The organism is Burkholderia sp. A2 (assembly GCF_001729305.1).
Classification (GTDB): domain Bacteria; phylum Pseudomonadota; class Gammaproteobacteria; order Burkholderiales; family Burkholderiaceae; genus Burkholderia; species Burkholderia sola.
Genome location: NZ_LZXX01000116.1, coordinates 43,285 through 63,284 on the forward strand (window position 1 = coordinate 43,285; position 20,000 = coordinate 63,284).

At 69.0% G+C, this 20,000-nt stretch carries 19 protein-coding genes and 2 riboswitches; of the genes, 13 read left to right on the forward strand and 6 right to left on the reverse strand.

All coding sequences use genetic code 11. The features are described 5' to 3' along the window. Positions 1–189: 189 nt before the first annotated feature. The 3 genes from vapB to A9Z05_RS26420 all read left to right on the forward strand — a co-directional run bounded on the left by vapB (position 190) and on the right by A9Z05_RS26420 (position 2,426). A complete protein-coding gene (gene vapB / locus A9Z05_RS26410; protein ID WP_069620697.1) occupies positions 190–453 on the forward strand; it encodes a type II toxin-antitoxin system VapB family antitoxin in 264 nt (87 codons plus the stop codon). Next, positions 450–866: a type II toxin-antitoxin system VapC family toxin gene (locus tag A9Z05_RS26415; RefSeq protein WP_069620698.1), complete on the forward strand. Its 417-nt coding sequence runs from the start codon at positions 450–452 to the stop codon at positions 864–866. Before vapB ends, A9Z05_RS26415 begins: the two co-directional genes overlap by 4 nt. Before the next feature lie 396 nt (positions 867–1,262). Then, entirely contained in the window at positions 1,263–2,426 is a 1,164-nt protein-coding gene (locus A9Z05_RS26420) for a M20 aminoacylase family protein (RefSeq protein WP_069620699.1), read from the forward strand. Between the two features lie 227 nt (positions 2,427–2,653). Here the strand turns inward: A9Z05_RS26420 and A9Z05_RS26425 are convergent, their stop codons facing one another. From A9Z05_RS26425 to cobA, 4 genes are read right to left on the reverse strand one after another with little or no spacing between them, the layout of a single operon-like run. Beyond that, complete coding sequence (locus tag A9Z05_RS26425) at positions 2,654–3,958, reverse strand: cobyrinate a,c-diamide synthase (protein ID WP_069620700.1); 1,305 nt, start codon at positions 3,956–3,958, stop codon at positions 2,654–2,656. A gap of 2 nt (positions 3,959–3,960) precedes the next feature. Further along, complete coding sequence (gene cobO, locus A9Z05_RS26430; protein WP_069620701.1) at positions 3,961–4,563, reverse strand: cob(I)yrinic acid a,c-diamide adenosyltransferase; 603 nt, start codon at positions 4,561–4,563, stop codon at positions 3,961–3,963. A 34-nt stretch (positions 4,564–4,597) separates the two neighbouring features. Next, positions 4,598–4,975: a cobalamin biosynthesis protein gene (locus tag A9Z05_RS26435; protein WP_069620702.1), complete on the reverse strand. Its 378-nt coding sequence runs from the start codon at positions 4,973–4,975 to the stop codon at positions 4,598–4,600. After that, entirely contained in the window at positions 4,972–5,781 is an 810-nt protein-coding gene (gene cobA, locus A9Z05_RS26440; RefSeq protein ID WP_176730252.1) for a uroporphyrinogen-III C-methyltransferase, read from the reverse strand. Before cobA ends, A9Z05_RS26435 begins: the two co-directional genes overlap by 4 nt. A 108-nt stretch (positions 5,782–5,889) precedes the next feature. Continuing rightward, positions 5,890–6,127, reverse strand: a riboswitch (cobalamin riboswitch). 125 nt (positions 6,128–6,252) lie between these two features. Then, positions 6,253–6,517, forward strand: a riboswitch (cobalamin riboswitch). 323 nt (positions 6,518–6,840) lie between these two features. Between cobA and cobW the strand changes: the two genes are divergently transcribed. The 7 genes from cobW (at position 6,841) to A9Z05_RS26475 (ending at position 15,031) form a co-directional block, all read left to right on the forward strand. After that, positions 6,841–7,929, forward strand: a complete 1,089-nt coding sequence (gene cobW, locus A9Z05_RS26445; protein ID WP_069620703.1) for a cobalamin biosynthesis protein CobW — start codon at positions 6,841–6,843, stop codon at positions 7,927–7,929. A gap of 6 nt (positions 7,930–7,935) precedes the next feature. Then, positions 7,936–11,745 (forward strand): cobaltochelatase subunit CobN, encoded by a 3,810-nt coding sequence (gene cobN / locus A9Z05_RS26450; protein ID WP_069620704.1) that lies wholly within the window; start codon positions 7,936–7,938, stop codon positions 11,743–11,745. Beyond that, positions 11,742–12,827 (forward strand): ATP-binding protein, encoded by a 1,086-nt coding sequence (locus tag A9Z05_RS26455; protein WP_069620705.1) that lies wholly within the window; start codon positions 11,742–11,744, stop codon positions 12,825–12,827. Before cobN ends, A9Z05_RS26455 begins: the two co-directional genes overlap by 4 nt. A 68-nt stretch (positions 12,828–12,895) precedes the next feature. Then, a complete protein-coding gene (locus tag A9Z05_RS26460) occupies positions 12,896–13,504 on the forward strand; it encodes a VWA domain-containing protein (RefSeq protein WP_069620706.1) in 609 nt (202 codons plus the stop codon). Between the two features lie 61 nt (positions 13,505–13,565). Next, entirely contained in the window at positions 13,566–14,018 is a 453-nt protein-coding gene (locus A9Z05_RS26465) for a YaiI/YqxD family protein (protein WP_069620707.1), read from the forward strand. Between the two features lie 25 nt (positions 14,019–14,043). Beyond that, complete coding sequence (locus A9Z05_RS26470; protein ID WP_069620708.1) at positions 14,044–14,676, forward strand: DUF1993 family protein; 633 nt, start codon at positions 14,044–14,046, stop codon at positions 14,674–14,676. Between the two features lie 28 nt (positions 14,677–14,704). Then, the gene (locus A9Z05_RS26475) at positions 14,705–15,031 is read left to right on the forward strand and encodes a low molecular weight protein tyrosine phosphatase family protein (RefSeq protein ID WP_069620709.1); all 327 of its coding nucleotides are present in this window, start codon (positions 14,705–14,707) and stop codon (positions 15,029–15,031) included. 39 nt (positions 15,032–15,070) lie between these two features. On the opposite strand, the gene A9Z05_RS26480 is transcribed toward A9Z05_RS26475, so the two are convergent. Beyond that, positions 15,071–15,493 (reverse strand): NUDIX hydrolase, encoded by a 423-nt coding sequence (locus A9Z05_RS26480; protein WP_069620710.1) that lies wholly within the window; start codon positions 15,491–15,493, stop codon positions 15,071–15,073. A 156-nt stretch (positions 15,494–15,649) separates the two neighbouring features. After that, the gene (locus A9Z05_RS26485) at positions 15,650–15,910 is read right to left on the reverse strand and encodes a hypothetical protein (RefSeq protein WP_069620711.1); all 261 of its coding nucleotides are present in this window, start codon (positions 15,908–15,910) and stop codon (positions 15,650–15,652) included. A 274-nt stretch (positions 15,911–16,184) separates the two neighbouring features. On the opposite strand from A9Z05_RS26485, the gene A9Z05_RS26490 reads away from it, so the two are divergent. The 3 genes from A9Z05_RS26490 to A9Z05_RS26500 all read left to right on the forward strand — a co-directional run bounded on the left by A9Z05_RS26490 (position 16,185) and on the right by A9Z05_RS26500 (position 19,989). After that, complete coding sequence (locus A9Z05_RS26490) at positions 16,185–17,348, forward strand: CaiB/BaiF CoA-transferase family protein (RefSeq protein ID WP_069620712.1); 1,164 nt, start codon at positions 16,185–16,187, stop codon at positions 17,346–17,348. Between the two features lie 135 nt (positions 17,349–17,483). Next, complete coding sequence (locus A9Z05_RS26495; protein ID WP_069620713.1) at positions 17,484–18,785, forward strand: CitMHS family transporter; 1,302 nt, start codon at positions 17,484–17,486, stop codon at positions 18,783–18,785. A gap of 37 nt (positions 18,786–18,822) precedes the next feature. Further along, a complete protein-coding gene (locus tag A9Z05_RS26500) occupies positions 18,823–19,989 on the forward strand; it encodes an acyl-CoA dehydrogenase family protein (protein WP_069620714.1) in 1,167 nt (388 codons plus the stop codon). Positions 19,990–20,000 lie beyond the last annotated feature (11 nt).

The window sequence follows — 20,000 nt, forward strand, 5'->3', positions numbered from 1 at the left end:
GCCGTCCGGCATATGGACCGTGCGGCCTGCGTCATGAAGAATGGGTACCTCTCTCATCGACGACAGGCCGGCAGCATGAATCAGACATCCTCGACAACGTGGGACGCAACGGCGAATTCGCCCCCCGCCAAATTGACATATGCCAGCATATGTCTAGAATGGGCGCATCGTACTCCCGTGGAGTGGCTCATGCGCACCGTTTCCATTTTCAAGAACGCCCGTAACCAGGCAATCCGCATCCCGAAGGACATGGAGTTCGAGGGTGTCACCGAACTCGAGATCCGCCGCGAGGGCGACACGCTGCTGTTGCGACCGGTACGTCCCACGTGGCTGTCGTTTGCGAACGAACCGCTGGCCGATGCCGATTTCCTGGCCGAACGCCCGGCCGTCATCGAGTCCGGTCGCTTCGACCTGTCCGGCGATGCCGATGCACCGGCGGGGTCCAACCGGTGACTACGCTCTACATGCTCGATACGAACATCTGTTCGTTCATCATGCGCGAGCGGCCGCCCGTGGTGCTGTCGCGGTTGCAGTCGTGCGTCAACGCACAGCACCGGATCGTCGTGTCGGCCATTACCTACGCCGAGATGCGCTTTGGCGCGGTGGGCAGGAAAGCGTCGCCGAAGCATGCGGAGCTCGTCGCGGCCTTTGTTTCGCGACTCGACGGCGTGCTGTCGTGGGATTCGGCGGCGGTCGACGCCACCGCCGCGATTCGCGCGGATCTTGCCGTGCGCGGCACGCCGATCGGCGCGAACGATGCGTCGATCGCCGGACATGCGATCGCGGCCGGCGCGGTGCTCGTGACGAACAATGGGCGTGAATTCGATCGTGTCGCGGGGTTGTCGCTGGAAGACTGGCTAGTCTGAGCACCAGCTTCATTGAGCATGTACAGCCCCGACATCGGAGAGTGGCGTACTTGAGCATCAACGAGGATTGCTTGTTCGCTTTTTTATCTGCGTATACAAAAAATGTACACGCGCTAAAAAGTGAACATGCTCGGCCAAGTCATTGATATAAAAAGTATTTTACGCGAAAGGGCAACGTTCGCTTTCCTCGCGCGCGAAAAATCGACGTGGAATACGCAGGTTTGCGTGTCCATGGCGTTCGCGGCAATCGTCCAGATGGCCGGCCCTCGTTGTCGCGAGTCACGTCACATATGGCAACTTCTGGTTGCTACCGCCACGACTATCCATCTGCCCGGTTGCCGTCGAATCAACTATCGTTGCCTGCATATTTTCCACCGCACTTCAGGAGACGACACCGTGACGCACAGCGTGATCCCCGCAGGCCTCGCCGACGAAATGATCGAGATCCGGCACCGCATCCATGCCCATCCCGAACTCGGTTTCGAGGAATTCGCGACGAGCGACCTCGTCGCCGAGCAGTTGCAGTCGTGGGGCTACACCGTGCATCGCGGGCTCGGCGGCACCGGCGTCGTCGCGCAGCTGACAGTGGGCGAGGGCAAGCAGCGCCTCGGCCTGCGCGCCGACATGGACGCGCTGCCGATCCACGAAGCGACGGGCCTGCCGTACCAGAGCACGATCCTCGGCAAGATGCACGCGTGCGGCCACGACGGCCACACGGCGATGCTGCTCGCGGCCGCGAAGCATCTCGCGCGCGCGCGCCGCTTCTCAGGCACGCTGAACCTGATTTTCCAGCCGGCCGAGGAAGGGCTCGGCGGCGCGAAGAAAATGCTCGACGAAGGGCTGTTCGACCAATTTCCGTGTGACGCGATCTTCGCGATGCACAACATGCCGGGCTTCCCGACCGGCAAGTTCGGCTTCCTGCCCGGGCCGTTCATGGCGTCGTCGGATACCGTCGTCATCGACGTGCAGGGCCGCGGCGGCCACGGTGCGGTGCCGCACCGGGCGATCGATCCCGTCGTCGTGTGCGCGCAGATCGTGCTGGCGTTGCAGACGATCGTATCGCGCAACGTGTCGCCGCTCGACATGGCGATCATCACGGTCGGCGCGATCCACGCGGGCGATGCGCCGAACGTGATTCCCGATCGCGCGCAGATGCGTCTGTCGGTGCGTGCGCTGAAGCCCGACGTACGCGACCTGCTCGAAACGCGCATCAACGAGGTCGTGCATGCGCAGGCGGCCGTGTTCGGCGCGACGGCGACGATCGATTACCAGCGCCGCTATCCGGTGCTCGTGAACGATGCGGAGATGACGGCGTTCGCGCGCGGCGTCGCACGCGAATGGGTCGGCGAAGCCAATCTGATCGACGGGATGGTGCCGCTTACCGGTAGCGAGGATTTCGCGTTCCTGCTCGAGAAGCGGCCGGGGTGCTACCTGATCGTCGGCAACGGCGACGGAGAAGGTGGCTGCATGGTGCACAACCCCGGCTATGACTTCAACGATGCCGTGCTGCCGACCGGTGCGTCGTACTGGGTGAAGTTGGCCGAGGCGTTTCTGGTGTGATGGAGGATGCGAGACATGCGGCACTGGGCCGACTATCTACCCCGCCGGCGCTCACGTTGTGTTTTACCGCGAAACGGATGAAACCATCGACGTCATCCGTGTCCTGTATCAGCGGATGACATCGAACGAAATCTGTAGCCGCGCACGTCGAATGCTGTAGTTGCTACACGGCAGCACTCAATTCCGACAGGCTTTGTGCCACCTCATGCAGGCATGAGATCGACCGTTCAGAACACTTCCCCACCGAACAGCGCCACGACCGCATCCGGATTCGACGGCCAGTACATGTGCATGTACGTCGCGACGATCGCGCCCGCGCGATAAACGGCTTCGCCGCTGCCGGCCTCGCCATCGGGCCGGGCCGCGGCCGCGACCGGCGTCAACGGCGTATCCAGCCGCGAATAATGAAACGTATGGCCACGCATCGGCCCGGTGCGCGTATCGAGCTCCTGCATGCCCAGTGCCGCGAACCGGCGCTGCATCGTCGCATGCCCCGGCAGCAGGCCGAGCATCGGCGCCGTCGAGCCATCCACGTCGGTCAGCGACTCGCACAAATACACCATCCCGCCGCATTCCGCGACGATCGGCCGGCCGGCTGCCGCATGCGCGCGAATCGTCCGAGCCGTCACGGCATTTCCGGCAAGCGTCGCCGCATGCAGTTCCGGATAGCCGCCCGGCAAAAACAGCGCGTCGCAATCGTCGGGCACGGGTTCGTCGGCGAGCGGCGAGAAGAACCGCAGCTCGGCACCGAGCGTATCCAGCAACGCGAGATTGGCCGGGTAGATGAACGAAAACGCCGCATCGCGCGCCACCGCGATCCGCTTGCCGGCCAGCGCGTGCGGCAGCGGCGCGGCAACGTCCGGTTCGGCGAACGAGACGGCAGGCGGCAACTTGGCGACGGCGGTTTGCGCGAGCACGTCGGCCGCGCGATCGAGCCGCGCATCGAGATCGTCGATATCGGCCGGCTGGTGCAGCCCGAGATGCCGCTCCGGCAGCGCGATGCCCGCATCGGCCGGCACGTGCCCGAGCCAGCGCAGGTCGTCGGGCAATGCCTGTTGCAGCAACTCCGCGTGCCGTGCCGACCCGACGCGGTTCGCCAGCACGCCGTGAAACGGCACTTCGGGCCGGAACCGCGCGAGCCCGAAGGCGACCGCCGCGAACGTCTGCGCCATCGCCTTCGCCGAAATCACCGCGACGACCGGCACGCCGAACGCGACCGCGAGATCGGCGCTGCTCGGCGTGCCGTCGAACAGTCCCATCACGCCTTCGATCAGGATCAGATCGGCGTCGCGTGCGGCGTCGGCGAGCAGCGCGCGGCAACCGGCCTCGCCGACCATCCCGAGGTCGAGCGCATGCACGGGTGCGCCGCTCGCGCGTTCGAGCAGCATCGGATCGAGAAAATCGGGCCCGGTCTTGAACACGCGCACGCGGCGGCCGAGCCGGCGGTGCAGCCGCGCGAGGCCGGCCGTCACCGACGTCTTGCCCTGTCCGGACGCGGGCGCGCTGACGAACAGCGCGGGGCAGGCCGGCATGCTCAGAACTCCACGCCGCGCTGCGCCTTCACGCCTTGTTCCTTGTACGGATGCTTGACGAGCCGCATTTCGGTGACGAGATCGGCCGCATCGATCAGCGCATCGGGCGCGTGCCGCCCGGTGACGACGACGTGCACCGACTCCGGTCGGGCCGTGAGCGTCGCGAGTACTTCGTCGAGCGGCAGGTATTCGTACTTCAGCACGGTGTTCAGCTCGTCGAGGATCACCATCCGGTAGTCGCCGCTTTCGATCATCCGGCGCGCTTCGTCCCAGCCCTTGCGCGCAGTCGCGATATCGGCGTCGCGGTTCTGCGTGTTCCACGTATAGCCGTCGCCCATCGTCACGAAATCGCACTCCGCGACCGCGCCGAGGAAGTCGCGCTCGGATGTATGCAGCGCGCCCTTGATGAACTGCACGACGCCGAGCCGCATCCCGTGGCCGAGCACGCGTACGGCCATCCCGAACGCGGCCGTGCTCTTGCCCTTGCCGTTGCCGGTGTGGACGATCAGCAGGCCTTTCTCATGCGTGGCGGCGGCCTGCTTTTTCTCGTGGCCGGCGCGGCGGCGTTCGGCCATCCGCTGATGGGATTCGGAATCGGTCTTCATCGGAAATCGTCCTCTCGAAAGCGAAACAATGAGTTCAGAGCGGGCCGGCGAGCGCGACCGTCACGCCGCCCAGAATGGATTTGGGGCCGAGCAGCCGGCCGTGCGGCGCGGCGAGCTGCGCGCACGGCTCGGCCACGCCCGCGATGCCGAAGCGGGCCAGCGCGGCGTCCGACGGGCCGCTCGCGGCCAGTTCCGGATGGCTCGCGAGTTGCGCCGCGTCGAACGCGACGAGCGGCCAGCCACGGCGCGCGCACAGCGTGCGCAGCGCACGGGCGCGCGCCTTGTCGGCGAGCGTCGCGACGAGCGCCGGTTCGGCGGCCGGATAGCGCGCGAGCGCGGCGCGGATCGCGGCATCGAGTTGCGCGGCCGTGACGCCCGCGCGAAAACCGACACCGAGCGCGATGCGCATCATGCGCGGCCGCCGAGCGCCGCACGCACCGCCGGATCGTCGGCGAGCGCCGCGACGCGGCCGATCACGACGATCGCCGGCGAACCGATACCGGTTTCCGAGATGCGATCGACGAGCGTATCGAGCGTCGCGAGCACGTGGCGCTGTTCGGGGCGCGTCGCGTTCTCGATCGCCGCGCACGGCGTGTCGCCGGGCAGGCCGCCGTCGCGCAGCGCCGCGGCAATCGCGTCGAGCCGGCGGACGCCCATGTAGATCACGATCGTCATGCGGGTGGCCGCGAGTGCGCGCCAGTCGGGCTCGTCGGCCCCCGCGCCGTGGCCCGTGACGAAGATCACGCCTTGCGCGTCGCCGCGGTGCGTGACCGGGATGCCGAGCGCGGCCGGCGCGGCGATGCCCGCGGTAATGCCGTTGACGACTTCCGCCGGAAAACCTGCCGCACCGAGTGCGATCAGCTCCTCGCCGCCGCGGCCGAACACGAACGGATCGCCGCCCTTGAGCCGGGCGACGCTGCGGCCCGCGCGCAGGTGCGCAAGCATCGTGGCGACGATCGCCTCCTGCGGCGTCGACGCATGGCCGCCACGCTTGCCGACGTGCTCGATCAGCGCATCGGCGCGCGCGTGACGCAGCACGTCGGGGTTCACGAGATCGTCGACGAGCAGCACGTCGGCCGCGCCGATCGCGCGCACGGCCCTGAGCGTCAGCAGGTCGGCGTCGCCGGGGCCGGCGCCGATCAGCCACGCGCGGCTCATCGCGCGCGGCACGGCGCACACCGTGTCGAAACAGTGGAACAGGGAAGGCGGGCGGCACATCGGCGGCCGGCGGGCAGGCATTGCATGTCGGATCGGGCGAAACCCGCGCGAACGCGGTGGAATGCGCACCCCATCCGTTCCCCGCGGATCGGGCGTTCGGCGAGCATCGCGCTCGCCCCTTGCGTCGGCCGGTATCCGGGCTGGCCGCTTGCCAGGCCGCAGCCTTCCCGCCCGATCGAAGGGCAGTGGCATCGCGGGCGGCCTGGGCGCACGCGCGGGAAAGCGCGTTGCGCGGGCGGCGTACCGTTGCGGGGACAGCACAGGCCGGGCGGATGTCCGCCTCCTGTTTCCCGTTTAACTGCAGGCGCGGAACGCGCATGCGAGCACCGAACGCGGCGCATACGATAGCACAGCGACCGACCCGCGCGAACCCGCTGCGGGGGGCAGGATGCGGCCTCCCGCGTGGGCGCGCGGCCGCGGCGAACGCCCGGCGGCGGCCCGTTTTGCCTTGACGCTCCCGGCCCCGCCGCCTACACTCGCACGCGTTTTGGTGCTCGCGCGCGCCGCTCCGGCACGCGCAGTTAAACGGGAAACAGGGAGCCTGCCTGCACCGCAGTCGAGCCAACCTGTGCTGCCCCCGCAACGGTAAGCGAACGCGTCGCGCGCAAGCGCCACGCAGCGCCGCTTCGCCGCATGCCATGCGCATGCGGACGACCGCCACTGGATGCGACGCATCCGGGAAGGCGAAGCGGCGTGTTCGTCAGCCCGGATACCGGCCTAAACGTTGGGGTTCAGCGCCGCGGGGAGGCGGCGCATCGTCCACGGCCGCAGCCGGCCCGACGCCCGGTGTTCGACGCTTGCTCCGCCCATCTGCCGCCGCACGTGCGCGGCCGGCGCGGCGAACGGCAGGCGGCGCGGGCGAGGCCGGCGGCAGCCGTGTTGGCATTCACGATGTCGACCGTTCGCAAGGAAGCACCATGCCCGATTCGTTGTTCCGCCTGTCGCGCGGCTGTCCGCGCGGATCACGCGGCGATCTTCCTGCGCGTCGCCCGATGAATTACCACGCCGCCACCGACGCGACGATCCCGTCCTGATTCCCTCTTCGACACCGGACCTACCATGACCCTACGCAAGCTGCCCGTCACGATCGTCACGGGCTTTCTCGGCAGCGGCAAGACGACGCTGATGCGCCACATCCTGCAGCACGCCGAAGGCCGCCGCATCGCGGTGATCGTCAACGAATTCGGCGAGCTCGGCATCGACGGCGAAATCCTCAAGGGCTGCGGCATCGGCTGCGACGATGCCGACGGCGCGCAGGGCGAAGCATCGGGCCAGCTGTACGAACTCGCGAACGGCTGCCTGTGCTGCACCGTGCAGGAAGAGTTCTATCCGGTGATGGAGGCGCTCGTCGAGCGCCGCGCGGATATCGACCACGTGCTGATCGAGACGTCGGGTCTTGCGCTGCCCAAGCCGCTCGTGCAGGCGTTCAACTGGCCGACGATCCGCAACAGCTTCACGGTCGACGCGGTCGTGACCGTCGTCGACGGGCCGGCCGCCGCGAGCGGCCAGTTCGCGGAAAACCCGCAGGCCGTCGACGCGCAGCGTCGCGCCGATCCGAACCTCGACCACGAATCGCCGCTGCACGAACTGTTTGCTGATCAACTGTCGTCCGCCGATCTCGTGATCGTGAACAAGGCCGACCTCGTCGACGACGCCGAGTTCGCGCAGATCGAAACCGCGATCCGCGAAGAAATCCCGCCGCAGGTGAAGATCGTGCGCGCGACGCGCGGTGAGCTCGATCTCGCGATGCTGCTCGGCCTCGAATCGGCATCGGAGGAAACGATCCACCTGCGCCACGATCATCACGGCTCGGCCGACGACGGCGATCACGATCACCATCACGACGACTTCGACTCGGTGGTCGTGTCCGGCGACGCCGGCACGCGCGAAGCGACGATCGCCGCGTTGCAGCGGGTGGTCGAAACGCACACGATCTACCGCGCGAAAGGCTTCGCCGCGCTGCCCGGCGCGCCGATGCGGCTCGTGATCCAGGGCGTCGGCCGCCGTTTCGACAGCTATTTCGACCGCCGCTGGCAGGACGGCGAAACGCGCGCGAGCCGCTTCGTGCTGATCGGCGAGGATCTCGACGCGGCCGTGCTGCAACGTGCGTTCGACGCCGCGTGCGCGGCCGAGCCGCAACAGGCGTAACGCACGATGCATCTGTTGCGCACCACGCCGGGCGGCTTCGTCGACGATACGCAGGGCGTCGTCCGGATCGACCAGCAGCCGGCCGACATCGTGATCCTGAGTTCGGCCGACACGACGCTGTCGCTGCTCGCGAGCGTCGTGCCGCACTTGCCCGAAGGATTCCCGAGCGTGCGGCTCGCGAACGTCACGTTCCTGCGGCAGCCGGCGTCGGTCGATTTCTACGTCGACGACGTGCTGCGCCACGCGAAGACGGTCGTGATCGATCATCTCGGCGGCGAAGCGTACTGGCCGTACGGGATCGAACAGGCCGTGTCGCTCGCGTCGAAGCGCGGGCAGCAGCTCGCGATGTTTTCGGGCGACCTGCAGGAGGACCCGAATCTCGTCGCGAAGAGCACGGTCGAGGCCGAGCTGTGCCGGCTGTGGTGGCGCTACCTGCGCGAAGGCGGTGTGCACAACGCCGACGCGCTGCTGCGCAGCATCGCGTTTCACACCCTCGGATTCGGTGAAGCGCCCGAACCGCCGCGCCCGCTGCCGGCCGCCGCGCTGTATCACCCGGCGCGCGACCGTGCGAGCGTCGACGACTGGCGGCCGCGCTGGACGCCCGGCGCGCCGGTCGTCGCGATCCTGTTCTATCGCGCGCACTGGCAGGCCGCGAACACGGCCGTGTTCGATGCGCTGGCCGATGCATTGACAGACGAAGGGCTGAATCCGCTGCCGATCGCGGTGACGTCGTTGAAGGACGCGGTGAGCCGCGAGGTCATCACGCAACTGTGCGATGCGCATGGTGTCGCGCTCGTGCTGAACACCACCGCGTTCGCGGCCGGCGCGATCGACAGCCCCGAGCCCGACGTGCTGGCCGGCGACGCGCCGGTGCTGCAGGTGATCCTGTCCGGCGGCAATCGCGACGCGTGGGTGGCCGACAACCAGGGGCTGCACGCCCGCGACATCGCGATGCATGTCGCGCTGCCCGAAGTCGACGGGCGCATCGTCACGCGCGCGGTGAGCTTCAAGGGGCTCGCGTATCGTTGCGCGCACACCGAAGTCGACGTCGTGCGCTACCAGCCGGATGCGGAGCGGATCGCGTTCGTCGCGGCGCTCGCGCGCGGCTGGTGCCGGCTGCGCACGCTGGATAACGCCGACAAGCGCATCGCGCTGATTCTCGCGAACTATCCGCAAAGCGAAGGGCGGATCGGCAACGGCGTCGGGCTCGACACGCCCGCATCCGCGCTGCGCGTGCTTGCGGCGCTGCGCGATGCGGGCTATACGGTAGCCGACCTGCCGCCCGACGGCGACGCACTGATCGCGCAACTCACCGAAGGCGTGACCAACGATCCCGCCGTGCGCACGCTGCGGCCCGCGTTTCAGAGTTACGCGCTGGCCGATTACGTCGCGCGTTTCGCGCGGCTGCCGGCGGCCGTGCGCGACGCGCTGAACGAACGCTGGGGGCCGCCCGAAGCGGACCCGACGCTGCGGCAACAGCGCTTCACGATCGCCGGCTGGCGCGCGGGCAACGTGTTCGTCGGCATCCAGCCGTCGCGCTCGCGCGACGAGAACGACTACGCGAGCTACCACGATGCCGACCTCGTGCCGCCGCACGCGTATCTCGCGTTCTATTTCTGGCTGCGCGATGCGTATCGCGTCGACGCGGTCATCCATCTTGGCAAGCACGGCAACCTCGAATGGCTGCCGGGCAAGAGCGTCGCGCTGTCCGACGCGTGCTGGCCCGACCTGACGCTCGGGCCGCTGCCGCACCTGTATCCGTTCATCGTCAACGATCCGGGCGAGGGCAGCCAGGCGAAGCGGCGCGCGCAGGCGGTGATCGTCGATCACCTGATGCCGCCGCTCACGCGCGCGGAAAACTACGGTCCGCTGCAGGATCTCGAACGGCAGGTCGACGAATACTACGAGGCGCTGATGGTCGACGCGCGACGCGCGAAGCTGCTGCGCAGGACGATCCTCGCGACGATCGCCGAGCATCGCCTGCACGACGAGCTGAGCGTGTCGCCGCCGCGCGATGCGGGAGACGAGGATGCGCTGCTCACGCGCGTCGATGCGTGGCTGTGCGAGTTGAAGGAAGCGCAGATTCGCGACGGGCTGCACGTGTTCGGCGCGTCGCCGGTCGAGCGCCAGCGGCGCGACACGCTGCTCGCGCTCGCACGCTTCCCGATTGGAGACGGCAAGGGCGAACGGGCCGGCCTGATCGGCGCGCTCGCGCGCGATCTCGCGCTTGGCGACGATTTCGACCCGCTTTCGGCCGACTGGGCCGCACCGTGGACCGGGCCGCGTCCGGCCGTGCTGCAAACGCTCGACGCGTCGCCGTGGCGTCATGCCGGCGATACGCGCGAGCGGCTCGAACGGCTGGCGCAGCATTGGCTCGACGTCGTGTGCGGAGCCGCTTCGGAGGATCCCGGCCTCGACATTCCGCCGGCCGGCGAATGGCCGCATACGCTCGCGGTGCTCGAACGCGTGCGTTCGACGCTGTTGCCCGCGCTCGACGCGTGCGGCAGCGAGGAAATGCGGCAGTTGCTGCGCGGGCTCGACGGCCGCTTCGTGCCGCCGGGGCCGAGCGGTTCGCCGTCGCGCGGCCGTCCCGACGTACTGCCCACGGGCCGCAATTTCTACTCGGTCGATACGCGCGCGGTGCCGACGCAGGCCGCGTGGTCGCTCGGATTGAAATCCGCGCAGCAACTGATCGAACGCCATCTGCAGGATCACGGCGACTATCCGCGCGCGATCGGGCTGTCGGTCTGGGGGACGGCCACGATGCGCACCGGCGGCGACGACATCGCGCAGGCGTTCGCGCTGATCGGCGTGCGGCCGAAATGGGCGCACGGCAGCCATCGCGTGACCGACTTCGAGATTTTGCCGATCGAGATCTTCGACCGGCCGCGCATCGACGTGACGCTGCGCGTGTCGGGTTTCTTCCGCGATGCGTTCCCGAACCTGATGCACCTGTTCGACGCGGCCGTGCAGGCGGTTGCCGCGCTCGACGAGCCCGAGGAACTGAACCCGATCCGCGCGCGCATCGAGCGCGAACGTGCGAAATGGATCGCGCAGGGCGTGGCGCCCGACGAAGCACGGCGCCGCGCCGGCTGGCGCGTGTTCGGTGCGCGGCCGGGCAGCTACGGCGCGGGCCTGCAGGACCTGATCGACCAGCGCCGCTGGCAGACCGACGCCGATCTCGCGGATGCCTACCGCCAATGGGGCGGCCATGCATACGCGCAGAACAGCGCGGGCGACGCGGCGCCCGACGTGTTCGGCGCGCGGCTCGCGACGATCGACGTCGTCGTGCAGAACCAGGACAGCCGAGAGCACGACATCCTCGATTCGAACGATTACTACCAGTTCCAGGGCGGAATGACGGCGGCGGTGCGGCACCTGTCCGGGCAGCAGCCGAGCGTCTATCACGGCGATCATGCGAACCCGGTCGCGCCGAAGATGCGCACGCTGCGCGAGGAAATCGCGCGCGTGATCCGCTCGCGCGTCGTCAACCCGAAATGGCTCGACGGCGTGAAGCGTCACGGCTACAAGGGCGCGGCCGAACTCGCCGCGACCGTCGATTACCTGTACGGCTATGACGCGACCGCACGCGTGCTGTCCGATCACCAGTACGCGCTCGTCGCCGACGCGTACCTGTTCGACGACGCCACCCGCGCGTTCGTCGAACGGCACAACCCGAAGGCGCTGCACGGCATCTGCGAGCGCTTCGTCGAAGCGATGCAGCGCGGGCTGTGGCAGCAGCCGGGCCCCTATCGCGAGCGGATCGAGGCGATCTGGCTCGCCAGCGAACAACGCCAGGAAGGAGGACGGCGATGACCGATCCGACGACACACCGCGCCCGCGCGGTTTTTCCGTTTGCGGCGCTCGTCGCGCAGGACGCGTTGCAGCAGGCGCTGCTGCTTGCCGCGATCGACCCGTCGCTCGGCGGCGTGCTCGTCAGCGGGCCGCGCGGCACCGCGAAATCGACGGCCGCGCGCGGCCTCGCGGAGCTGTTGCCGCAAGGGCAGTTCGTCACGCTGCCGCTGTCGGCGAGCGACGAGCAGGTGACGGGCACGCTCGATCTCGCGCACGCGCTCGCCGAAAACGGCGTGCGCTTCCGGCCCGGCCTGCTGGCTCGCGCGCATCTCGGCGTGCTGTATGTCGACGAAGTGAACCTGCTCGCCGACGGACTCGTCGATACGCTGCTCGACGTCGCCGCGAGCGGCGTGAATATCGTCGAGCGCGATGGCGTGTCGCACGCGCACGACGCGCGCTTCGTGCTGGTCGGCACGATGAATCCCGAGGAGGGCGAGTTGCGCCCGCAACTGCTCGACCGCTTCGGGCTGATGGTCGAGCTGGAGAACTGCTTCGACGCCGCGCAGCGCGAGCGGATCGTGAAGGCGCGCCTTGCGTTCGATCTCGATCCGGACGCGTTTCGCGCGCGTCACGCGGCGGCCCAACGCGAACTTTCGGACCGGATTCATGCGGCGCGTGCACGGCTGCCGGCGTTGGATTTCGACGATGCGGTCCATGCGCGCGTCAGCATGCTGTGCATCGACGCGGCCGTCGACGGATTGCGCGCCGATCTCGTGATGCTGCGCGCCGCGCGTGCGCTGGCCGCGCTGGAGCAGGCCGACGCGGTGACGGTGTCGCATGTGGCGCGCGTGGCCGACGCCGTGCTGCGGCATCGGCGCCATGCGGGGCCGCCGCCGTCGCAGCAATCGTCGCGGCAAGGTGATGAGCGCGACGATCGTTTGCGGTCGGATAACCCGCGGCAGCCTGACAAACAACAGGGCGACACCGACGACACGGAGGCCGACGCGTCCGCATCGCAGGGCGACTGGGGCTACCTGCCGCCCGAGCCGGTCGGGTTGCGCGACGTGAAAAGCGTGGTGCCGCTGCCGCTAAAAAAACGCTGAGCCATCGAGCCGGCGCCGCCGCGAACGCGATTCGCGGTCCTCGATGGCAGTCAGGCGCCGCCGCGCGCGTGCCGGGCACGGTGCGCGCCGGCACGGCCGTCGCGTGGCCGGCGACGCTTGCCGCGAAACGCGGCGGCCCGCTGCATCGCGAGCATCTGCGCTACGGGAAGCGCGCGGGCACGCCGCACGCGCTGCATTGCTTCGTGCTCGACTGTTCGGCGTCGATGTTGTCGCACGAGCGGCTCGCGCTCGCGAAGGGGCTGATCGTCGCGTATTTCGATCAGGCTGCGCGCGCACGTGTCGAAACCGCGCTGGTCTGCTTCGGCGGCAACGGCGCCGCGCGGCGCTTCGGCCCGGCCGTGCCGCGCTGGTGGAACGCGCGCTGGCTCGAACCGGTCGACGGCGGCGGCGGCACGCCGCTCGCGGACGGCATCGCGACCGCCGCGCAGCTGCTCGCCCGCGACGCGCGGCGCGAGCCCGGCAAAACGCGCTGGCTGTGGGTGCTGTCCGACGGGCGCACGCGCGAGATGCCGGCCAAACCCGCGGCGGCCGATCACGTCGTGTTCGTCGACTTCGACGATGCGGCCGTGCGAATCGGGCAGGGTGCGCGGCTCGCCGCGGCGTGGGGCGCGCAGTGGGTGACGGCCGACGCGCTTCGCACGGATCTCGCCGGCTGATGGCCGGCCGGCGGTGCGCTATGATCGCCGCTTCTGCTTCCGCCCACTGGAACCTCCCGCCATGCAAGTACTGGTCGATGCCGACGCGTGTCCGGCCGTCATCAAGGACATGCTGTTTCGCGCCGCGCGTCGTGCCGAAATCCGCGTGACGCTGGTCGCGAACCAGTTTCTGCGTACGCCGCCGTCGCCGTTCATCAAGGCCGTGCAGGTGCCGGCCGGCTTCGACGTGGCCGACGCGCGCATCGTCGAGCTGGCGGAACCCGGCGACCTCGTGATCACCGCCGACATCCCGCTGGCCGCCGCCGTGCTCGACAAGGGCGCGCATGCGCTCGACCCGCGCGGCAACTGGTTCAGCCGCGAGAACATCGAGGAACGCCTGTCGACGCGCGCGATGATGGACCAGTTGCGCAGCGCGGGCATCGACACGGGCGGGCCGGCGCCGTTCAGCGCGCGCGACGGCAAGACGTTCGCGTCGCAGCTCGACCGGTTCCTCGCGCGGCACGGCAAGCCGTGACGTCACGCGTCTGCGCCCGGTCAGGATGCAGGTTCGCGCCGACGCTGCTATCGTGTGGCCCGAACCCCAGCACAGGAGCGCACGCGTGTCACCGACCCAACTTCTCGTTCCGACCTACACCCAGATGCTGCGCGCCCAGTCCGCGTGGCTCGACAAGGCCGTCGCCCACCGGCAGGCCGCCGGCGACGAACCCGACGCGGCGATGACGCTGAGGCTCGCGCCCGACATGTATCCGCTCGCCGCGCAGGTGCGCTTCTCGTGTTTCCAGGCGATGGAGCCGGTGCACCGGCTGCGCGGCGAACCGCTGCCGGCGGCATTGCTCGCACTGCGCGAGGCGGGCTGGAACGCCGATGCGCAACCCGGCTCGCCGGCCGATGCGCAGGCGATCATCGCCGGCACGCTCGCCTTTCTCGGGGAACTCGCACCGGATGCGCTCGATGGCGGCGCTGCGCTGCCGATCTCGCTCGAGATGCCGAACGGGATCGCGTTCGACATGACGGGCGAACAGTACGCGCGCGACTGGGCGCTGCCGCAGTTCTACTTTCACGCGATCGCCGCGTACGCGATCCTGCGCCATCACGGCGTCGAACTCGGCAAGGCCGATTACGTGCCGCACATGCTCGCGTACGTGCGGCCGGGCACGATTCCGCAGGGTTAAGCCGGCCCCCGGGCGGCCGCGAAGCGACATGACACGTGCTCTGTTCATCTGGAGCCGCAACCGGCTGCGCAGCCCGACGGCCGAAGCGGTGTTCGCCGCGTGGCCGGGCATCGAAACCGACTCCGCGGGCCTCGCGCCCGACGCGGACGTGCGGCTGTCCGCCGAGCAGCTCGACTGGGTGGACATCGTGTTCGTGATGGAGCGCGCGCACAAAGCGCGACTGTCGGCGCAATTCGGTGCGCGTCTGAAGCACCGGAAGATCGTCTGCCTCGACATCCCCGACCGCTATGCGTTCATGCAGCCCGAACTCGTCGCGCTGCTCGAACGCAAGGCCGGCCCGTTCCTGCGCGGGTAGTCGCCGCAATCCGTGCCCGAGCCTGCGCCGGTATCGACTTCAGCGAAGCGGCTCGCTGACGAACGCAGAAAAACAGTCGAGCCGCAGCAGCTCGATGATCTTGCGTGTCGGCACGCTCGCCCGTAGCGTGTCGAGCCGGTCGACCGCGAACCACTTGCAGCGGGCGATCTCGTTGCTCGCGCGCGGCGTGAGGTGCGCCGGCACGTCGGCCACGAACACGTGATGCAGCTTCGTCAGCCCGCCGAACTGCACCGCGTAGTCGAGCGCGAGCCCCTCGAGCTGCGTTTCCTCGACAAGTTCCCGCCGCGCGGCTTCGAGCGGAGTCTCGCCGCGCCGGATCGTGCCGCCCGGCAGCGACCAGCGCGCCGCGGTGCGCGCGACCAGCAGCACGCTGCTGCGCTGGCGGCACACGATCGTGGCGCGTTCCTTGATGACGGCGAGGGTATCCGGCCCGGTGCTCATGTTCTGGCAAGACAGATGCTGAATCGTGGAGAGAAGTCACGCCGGCGGCCGTTGTCCGACAGCAGGCGGCGACGGCATGCAAGCCGCCGCGCCGATGTTACCGGCCGTTCGTGACAGTTCCGTGCGCCGCGGTCGCCCCACGGAACGGACGACAGCTCAAGCGTGCGTGTAGATCCCGCTGCGCGCCGGCTTCGCGTGGCGCGAATGACGGCGCTTGTGAACGGCACGCCGGTGATGAGGCGACGGCGCGGTGACATGCCGGCGTGCAGGCGCGGGGCGGGCGGTGGGTGCGGCAGCGTGCGGCGCGGCGGCCGGCATCCCGGTTTGTCCTTCGCCGAAATGGAAAGTCTGGTTTTGCGCGTGCGCGACGCCCAGCATCGACGCCAGCACGAAGGCCGCGAGCCACACTCGTTTCATGAATATTCCGCCTGTGTCGTTCGGGATGAACGTGGTCCGTCAGCTTAGCGAACGGCGGGGCGCCACCGCAACCGGCCCGCGTTCGATGTCGTCCCCCTTGCGCGCGGCGACGTGAGCCGCGCCGGGGCCGGGTGCATCCGGGCTTGACAACGCAATTCCTGAGTGTGAATATAAATTCACATACAAGAATTATTCGCCGAATCGGAGAAGCGGCGCGCAAGCGCCGGACCACCGGAACCGGCAGTCCGATCGACCGGAACCAGGAGCGAGACGCATGGCGGAACACGAGCAGCAGGGCGCGCTGGCGGGATTGCGCATCATCGATCTGTCGCGGGTGCTGGGCGGCCCGTACGCGACCCAGATCCTCGCCGACCACGGCGCGGAGGTGATCAAGGTCGAACCGCCGTCCGGCGACGAGACGCGCACGTGGGGCCCGCCATTCGACGGCGATACCGCGTCGTACTTCCTCGGCGTGAATCGCAACAAGCTCGGCATCGCGCTCGACCTGACGCAGCCGGCCGATCGCGAGCGGCTGCTCGGCCTGCTCGAACACGCGGACGCGCTGGTCGAGAACTTCAGGATCGGCACGATGGAGCGCTGGGGGCTCGGGTTCGACGCGCTGCATGCGCGGTTTCCGCGCCTCGTTTATTGCCGCGTGTCGGGTTTCGGCGCGGATGGCCCGCTCGGCGGGTTGCCAGGCTACGACGCGGCCGTGCAGGCGCTCGCGGGGCTGATGAGCGTCAACGGCGAAGCCGGCGGTGCGCCGCTGCGCGTCGGCGTGCCGATCGTCGATCTCGTCACGGGGCTGAACGCGGCGCTCGGCGTGCTGATGGCGCTGCGCGAGCGCGATGCGAGCGGGCGTGGCCAGTTCGTCGAATCGACGCTGTTCGACTGCGCGCTGTCGATCCTCCATCCGCATACGCCGAACTTCTTTCATTCGGGCAACGCGCCCGTGCGCACCGGCAACGCGCATCCGAACATCACGCCGTACGACAGCTTTCCGACGGCGGGCGTCGACATCTTCCTGGCGGTCGGCAACAACGGGCAGTTCGCCGCGCTGTGCGACGTGCTCGGCACGCGCGACTGGCTCGACGATCCGCGTTTCCCCGACAACCGCACGCGCAGCCAGAACCGCGCCGCGCTGCGCGCGCTGCTCGAAACGGCGCTGGCCGCGCACGACGGCGCGACGCTCGCCGAGCACCTGATGCGCCGCGGCGTGCCGTGCGCGCCCGTGCTCGGGCTCGACGCGGCGCTCGACCATCCGCATGTCGCGCACCGGCGGATGAAGATCGAGCTGGGCCGGCATCGCGGCATCGCGTCGCCGATCAAGCTCGGCCGCACGCCGGCCACGTACCGGCGGCCGCCGCCCGCGCTGAACGAACATGCGGCGCAGGTGTTCGCGGACGACAACGGCAACGACGACCACCGCCGCACCTGACCGGCATCGCCGGCCGCCGGCCGTGCCGCCCGGCGGCGCACGGCCGCACGCGCCGGCACACCCCCGTTCGGACATCACGCCGGGCCGCGCATCGACACGCACCGACATGCGCACCGGCTGAAGAGGAGACGCATCATGCTCGCATGGATCGGCGCGGTCGCCATCGTCGCGCTGTTCGGCCTGATCATCACGAAGCGGTTGTCGCCGCTCGTCGCGCTGATCGTCGTGCCGGTGGCCGCGTCGCTCGCGGCCGGTTTCGGATTGCAGACCGGCAAGTTCGTCGTACACGGCGTACAGAACATCGGCCCGATCGCCGGGATGTTCGTTTTTGCGATTCTATTTTTCGGTATCCTCACCGATGCCGGCATGCTCGACCCGATCATCGCGGGCGTGCTGCGCGTGATCGGCTGCCATCCGCCGCGCATCGTGATGGGCTCGGCGCTGCTCGCGCTACTGATCCATCTCGACGGCTCGGGCGCGGTCACGTTTCTCGTCACGCTGCCGGCGATGATGCCGCTCTATACGCGGCTCGGGATGGATCGCCGCATCCTCGCATGCGTCGCGTCGATGGCGGCCGGCGTCAACTTCCTGCCGTGGGTCGGGCCGATGCTGCGCGCGTCGGCGGCGCTGCACATTCCCGGTTCGGCGATCTTCACGCCGATGATTCCGGTGCAGATCGTCGGGCTCGCGTTCGTGTTCGGCACCGCCTGGGTGCTCGGCGTGCGCGAGGCGAAACGGCTCGGGCTCGACCGCGCCGGCGCGGCCGCGCTCGCGATCGCGCCGCGCGAGCTGACCGACGCCGAACGCGCGTTGCGCCGGCCGGGACGCTTCGCGATCAACGTCGCGCTGACGCTCGTCGTGCTCGCCACGCTGGTGTCGGGCATCGTCGACCCGATGGTGATGTTCATGCTCGGCACGGTCGCCGCGCTGGTGATCAACTATCCGGACGTGCACGCGCAGCGCGAGCGGATCGACGCGCATGCGAAGGCCGCGCTGATGATGGCGAGCGTGCTGCTCGCCGCCGGCGCGTTCACCGGCATCATGTCCGGCACCGGGATGCTGAAGGCGATGGCCGAGGTCGTCGTCGCGCACGTGCCGGTCGAGCATGCGCGCCATATGCCGTTCGTGCTCGGGCTGCTGTCGATGCCGCTGAGTCTGCTGTTCGATCCCGATTCTTTCTACTTCGGCGTGCTGCCGGTGCTCGCGGAGAGCGGCAAGCTGCTCGGCGTGCCGCCGATCCAGATGGCGCAGGCCGCGCTGCTCGGCCAGATGACGACGGGCTTTCCGGTGAGCCCGCTCACGCCCGCGACGTTCCTGATCGTCGGCCTGACCGGCGTCGAGCTCGCCGAGCACCAGAAGTTCACGATTCCGTTCCTGTTCGCCGCCACCGTGCTGATGGTCTTCGCCGCGGTCGCGACGGGCCTGTTTCCACTGTGAGCGGCGCGGCCGTTCACGCTTTCCGGGAGAGCAGTCCATGCAGTTCGACCTGACCGACGACCAGCGCGCGATCGAAAGCGCGATCGAGAAAATCTGCGAACGCTTCGGCGACGACTACTGGCTCGAACGCGATCGCGCGGGCGGGTTTCCTGCCGATTTCCACGCGGCGCTCGCCGACGCCGGGTGGCTCGGCATCGCGATGGACCCGGCCTACGGCGGCGCCGGACTCGGGATGACCGAGGCGGCGCTGATGATGCGCACGATCAGCGCGTCGGGCGCCGGCCTGTCGGGCGCGTCGGCCGTCCACATGAACATCTTCGGGCTGAACCCGGTGCAGGTGTTCGGCAACGACGCGCAGAAGGCGCGCTTCCTGCCGCCGCTGATCGCCGGACGCGACAAGGCGTGCTTCGCGGTGACCGAGCCCGACGCCGGCCTCGACACCACGCACCTGAGCACGCAGGCGCGCCGCGACGGCGATTACTACGTGCTGAGCGGACGCAAGATCTGGATCTCGACCGCGCAGGTCGCGAACAAGATGCTGATCATCGCGCGCACGACGCCGCTCGATCAGGTCGCGAAACCGACCGACGGGCTGAGCCTGTTCTATACCGACCTCGACCGGGCGCGCGTCGAGGTGCGCGAAATCGACAAGATGGGCCGCAAGGCGGTCGATTCGAACATGTTGTTCATCGACAACCTGCGCGTATCGCGCGACGATCTGATCGGGAACGAAGGCGACGGTTTCCGCTATCTGCTGCACGGGCTGAACCCCGAACGGATCCTGATCGCCGCGGAGGCGATCGGGCTTGGGCAGGCCGCGTTGCGCCGCGCGACGCAGTATGCGTGCGAGCGCGTGGTGTTCGGCCGGCCGATCGGGCAGAACCAGTCGATCCAGCATCCGCTCGCGCAGGCGTGGATGCAGCTCGAGGCCGCGTGGCTGATGGTGATGAAGGCCGCGACGCGCTACGACGCCGGCCAGTCGTGCGGCGCGGAGGCGAACGCGGCCAAATACCTCGGCGCGGAAGCCGCGTTCCAGGCGTGCCAGACGGCGATCGCGACGCACGGCGGGATGGGGTATGCGAAGGAATACCACGTCGAGCGCTATCTGCGCGAGTGTATGATTCCGAGGCTCGCGCCCGTGAGTCCGCAACTGATCCTGTGCTACATCGCGGAGAAAGTGCTCGGGCTGCCGAAGTCGTACTGACCGTAGCGACC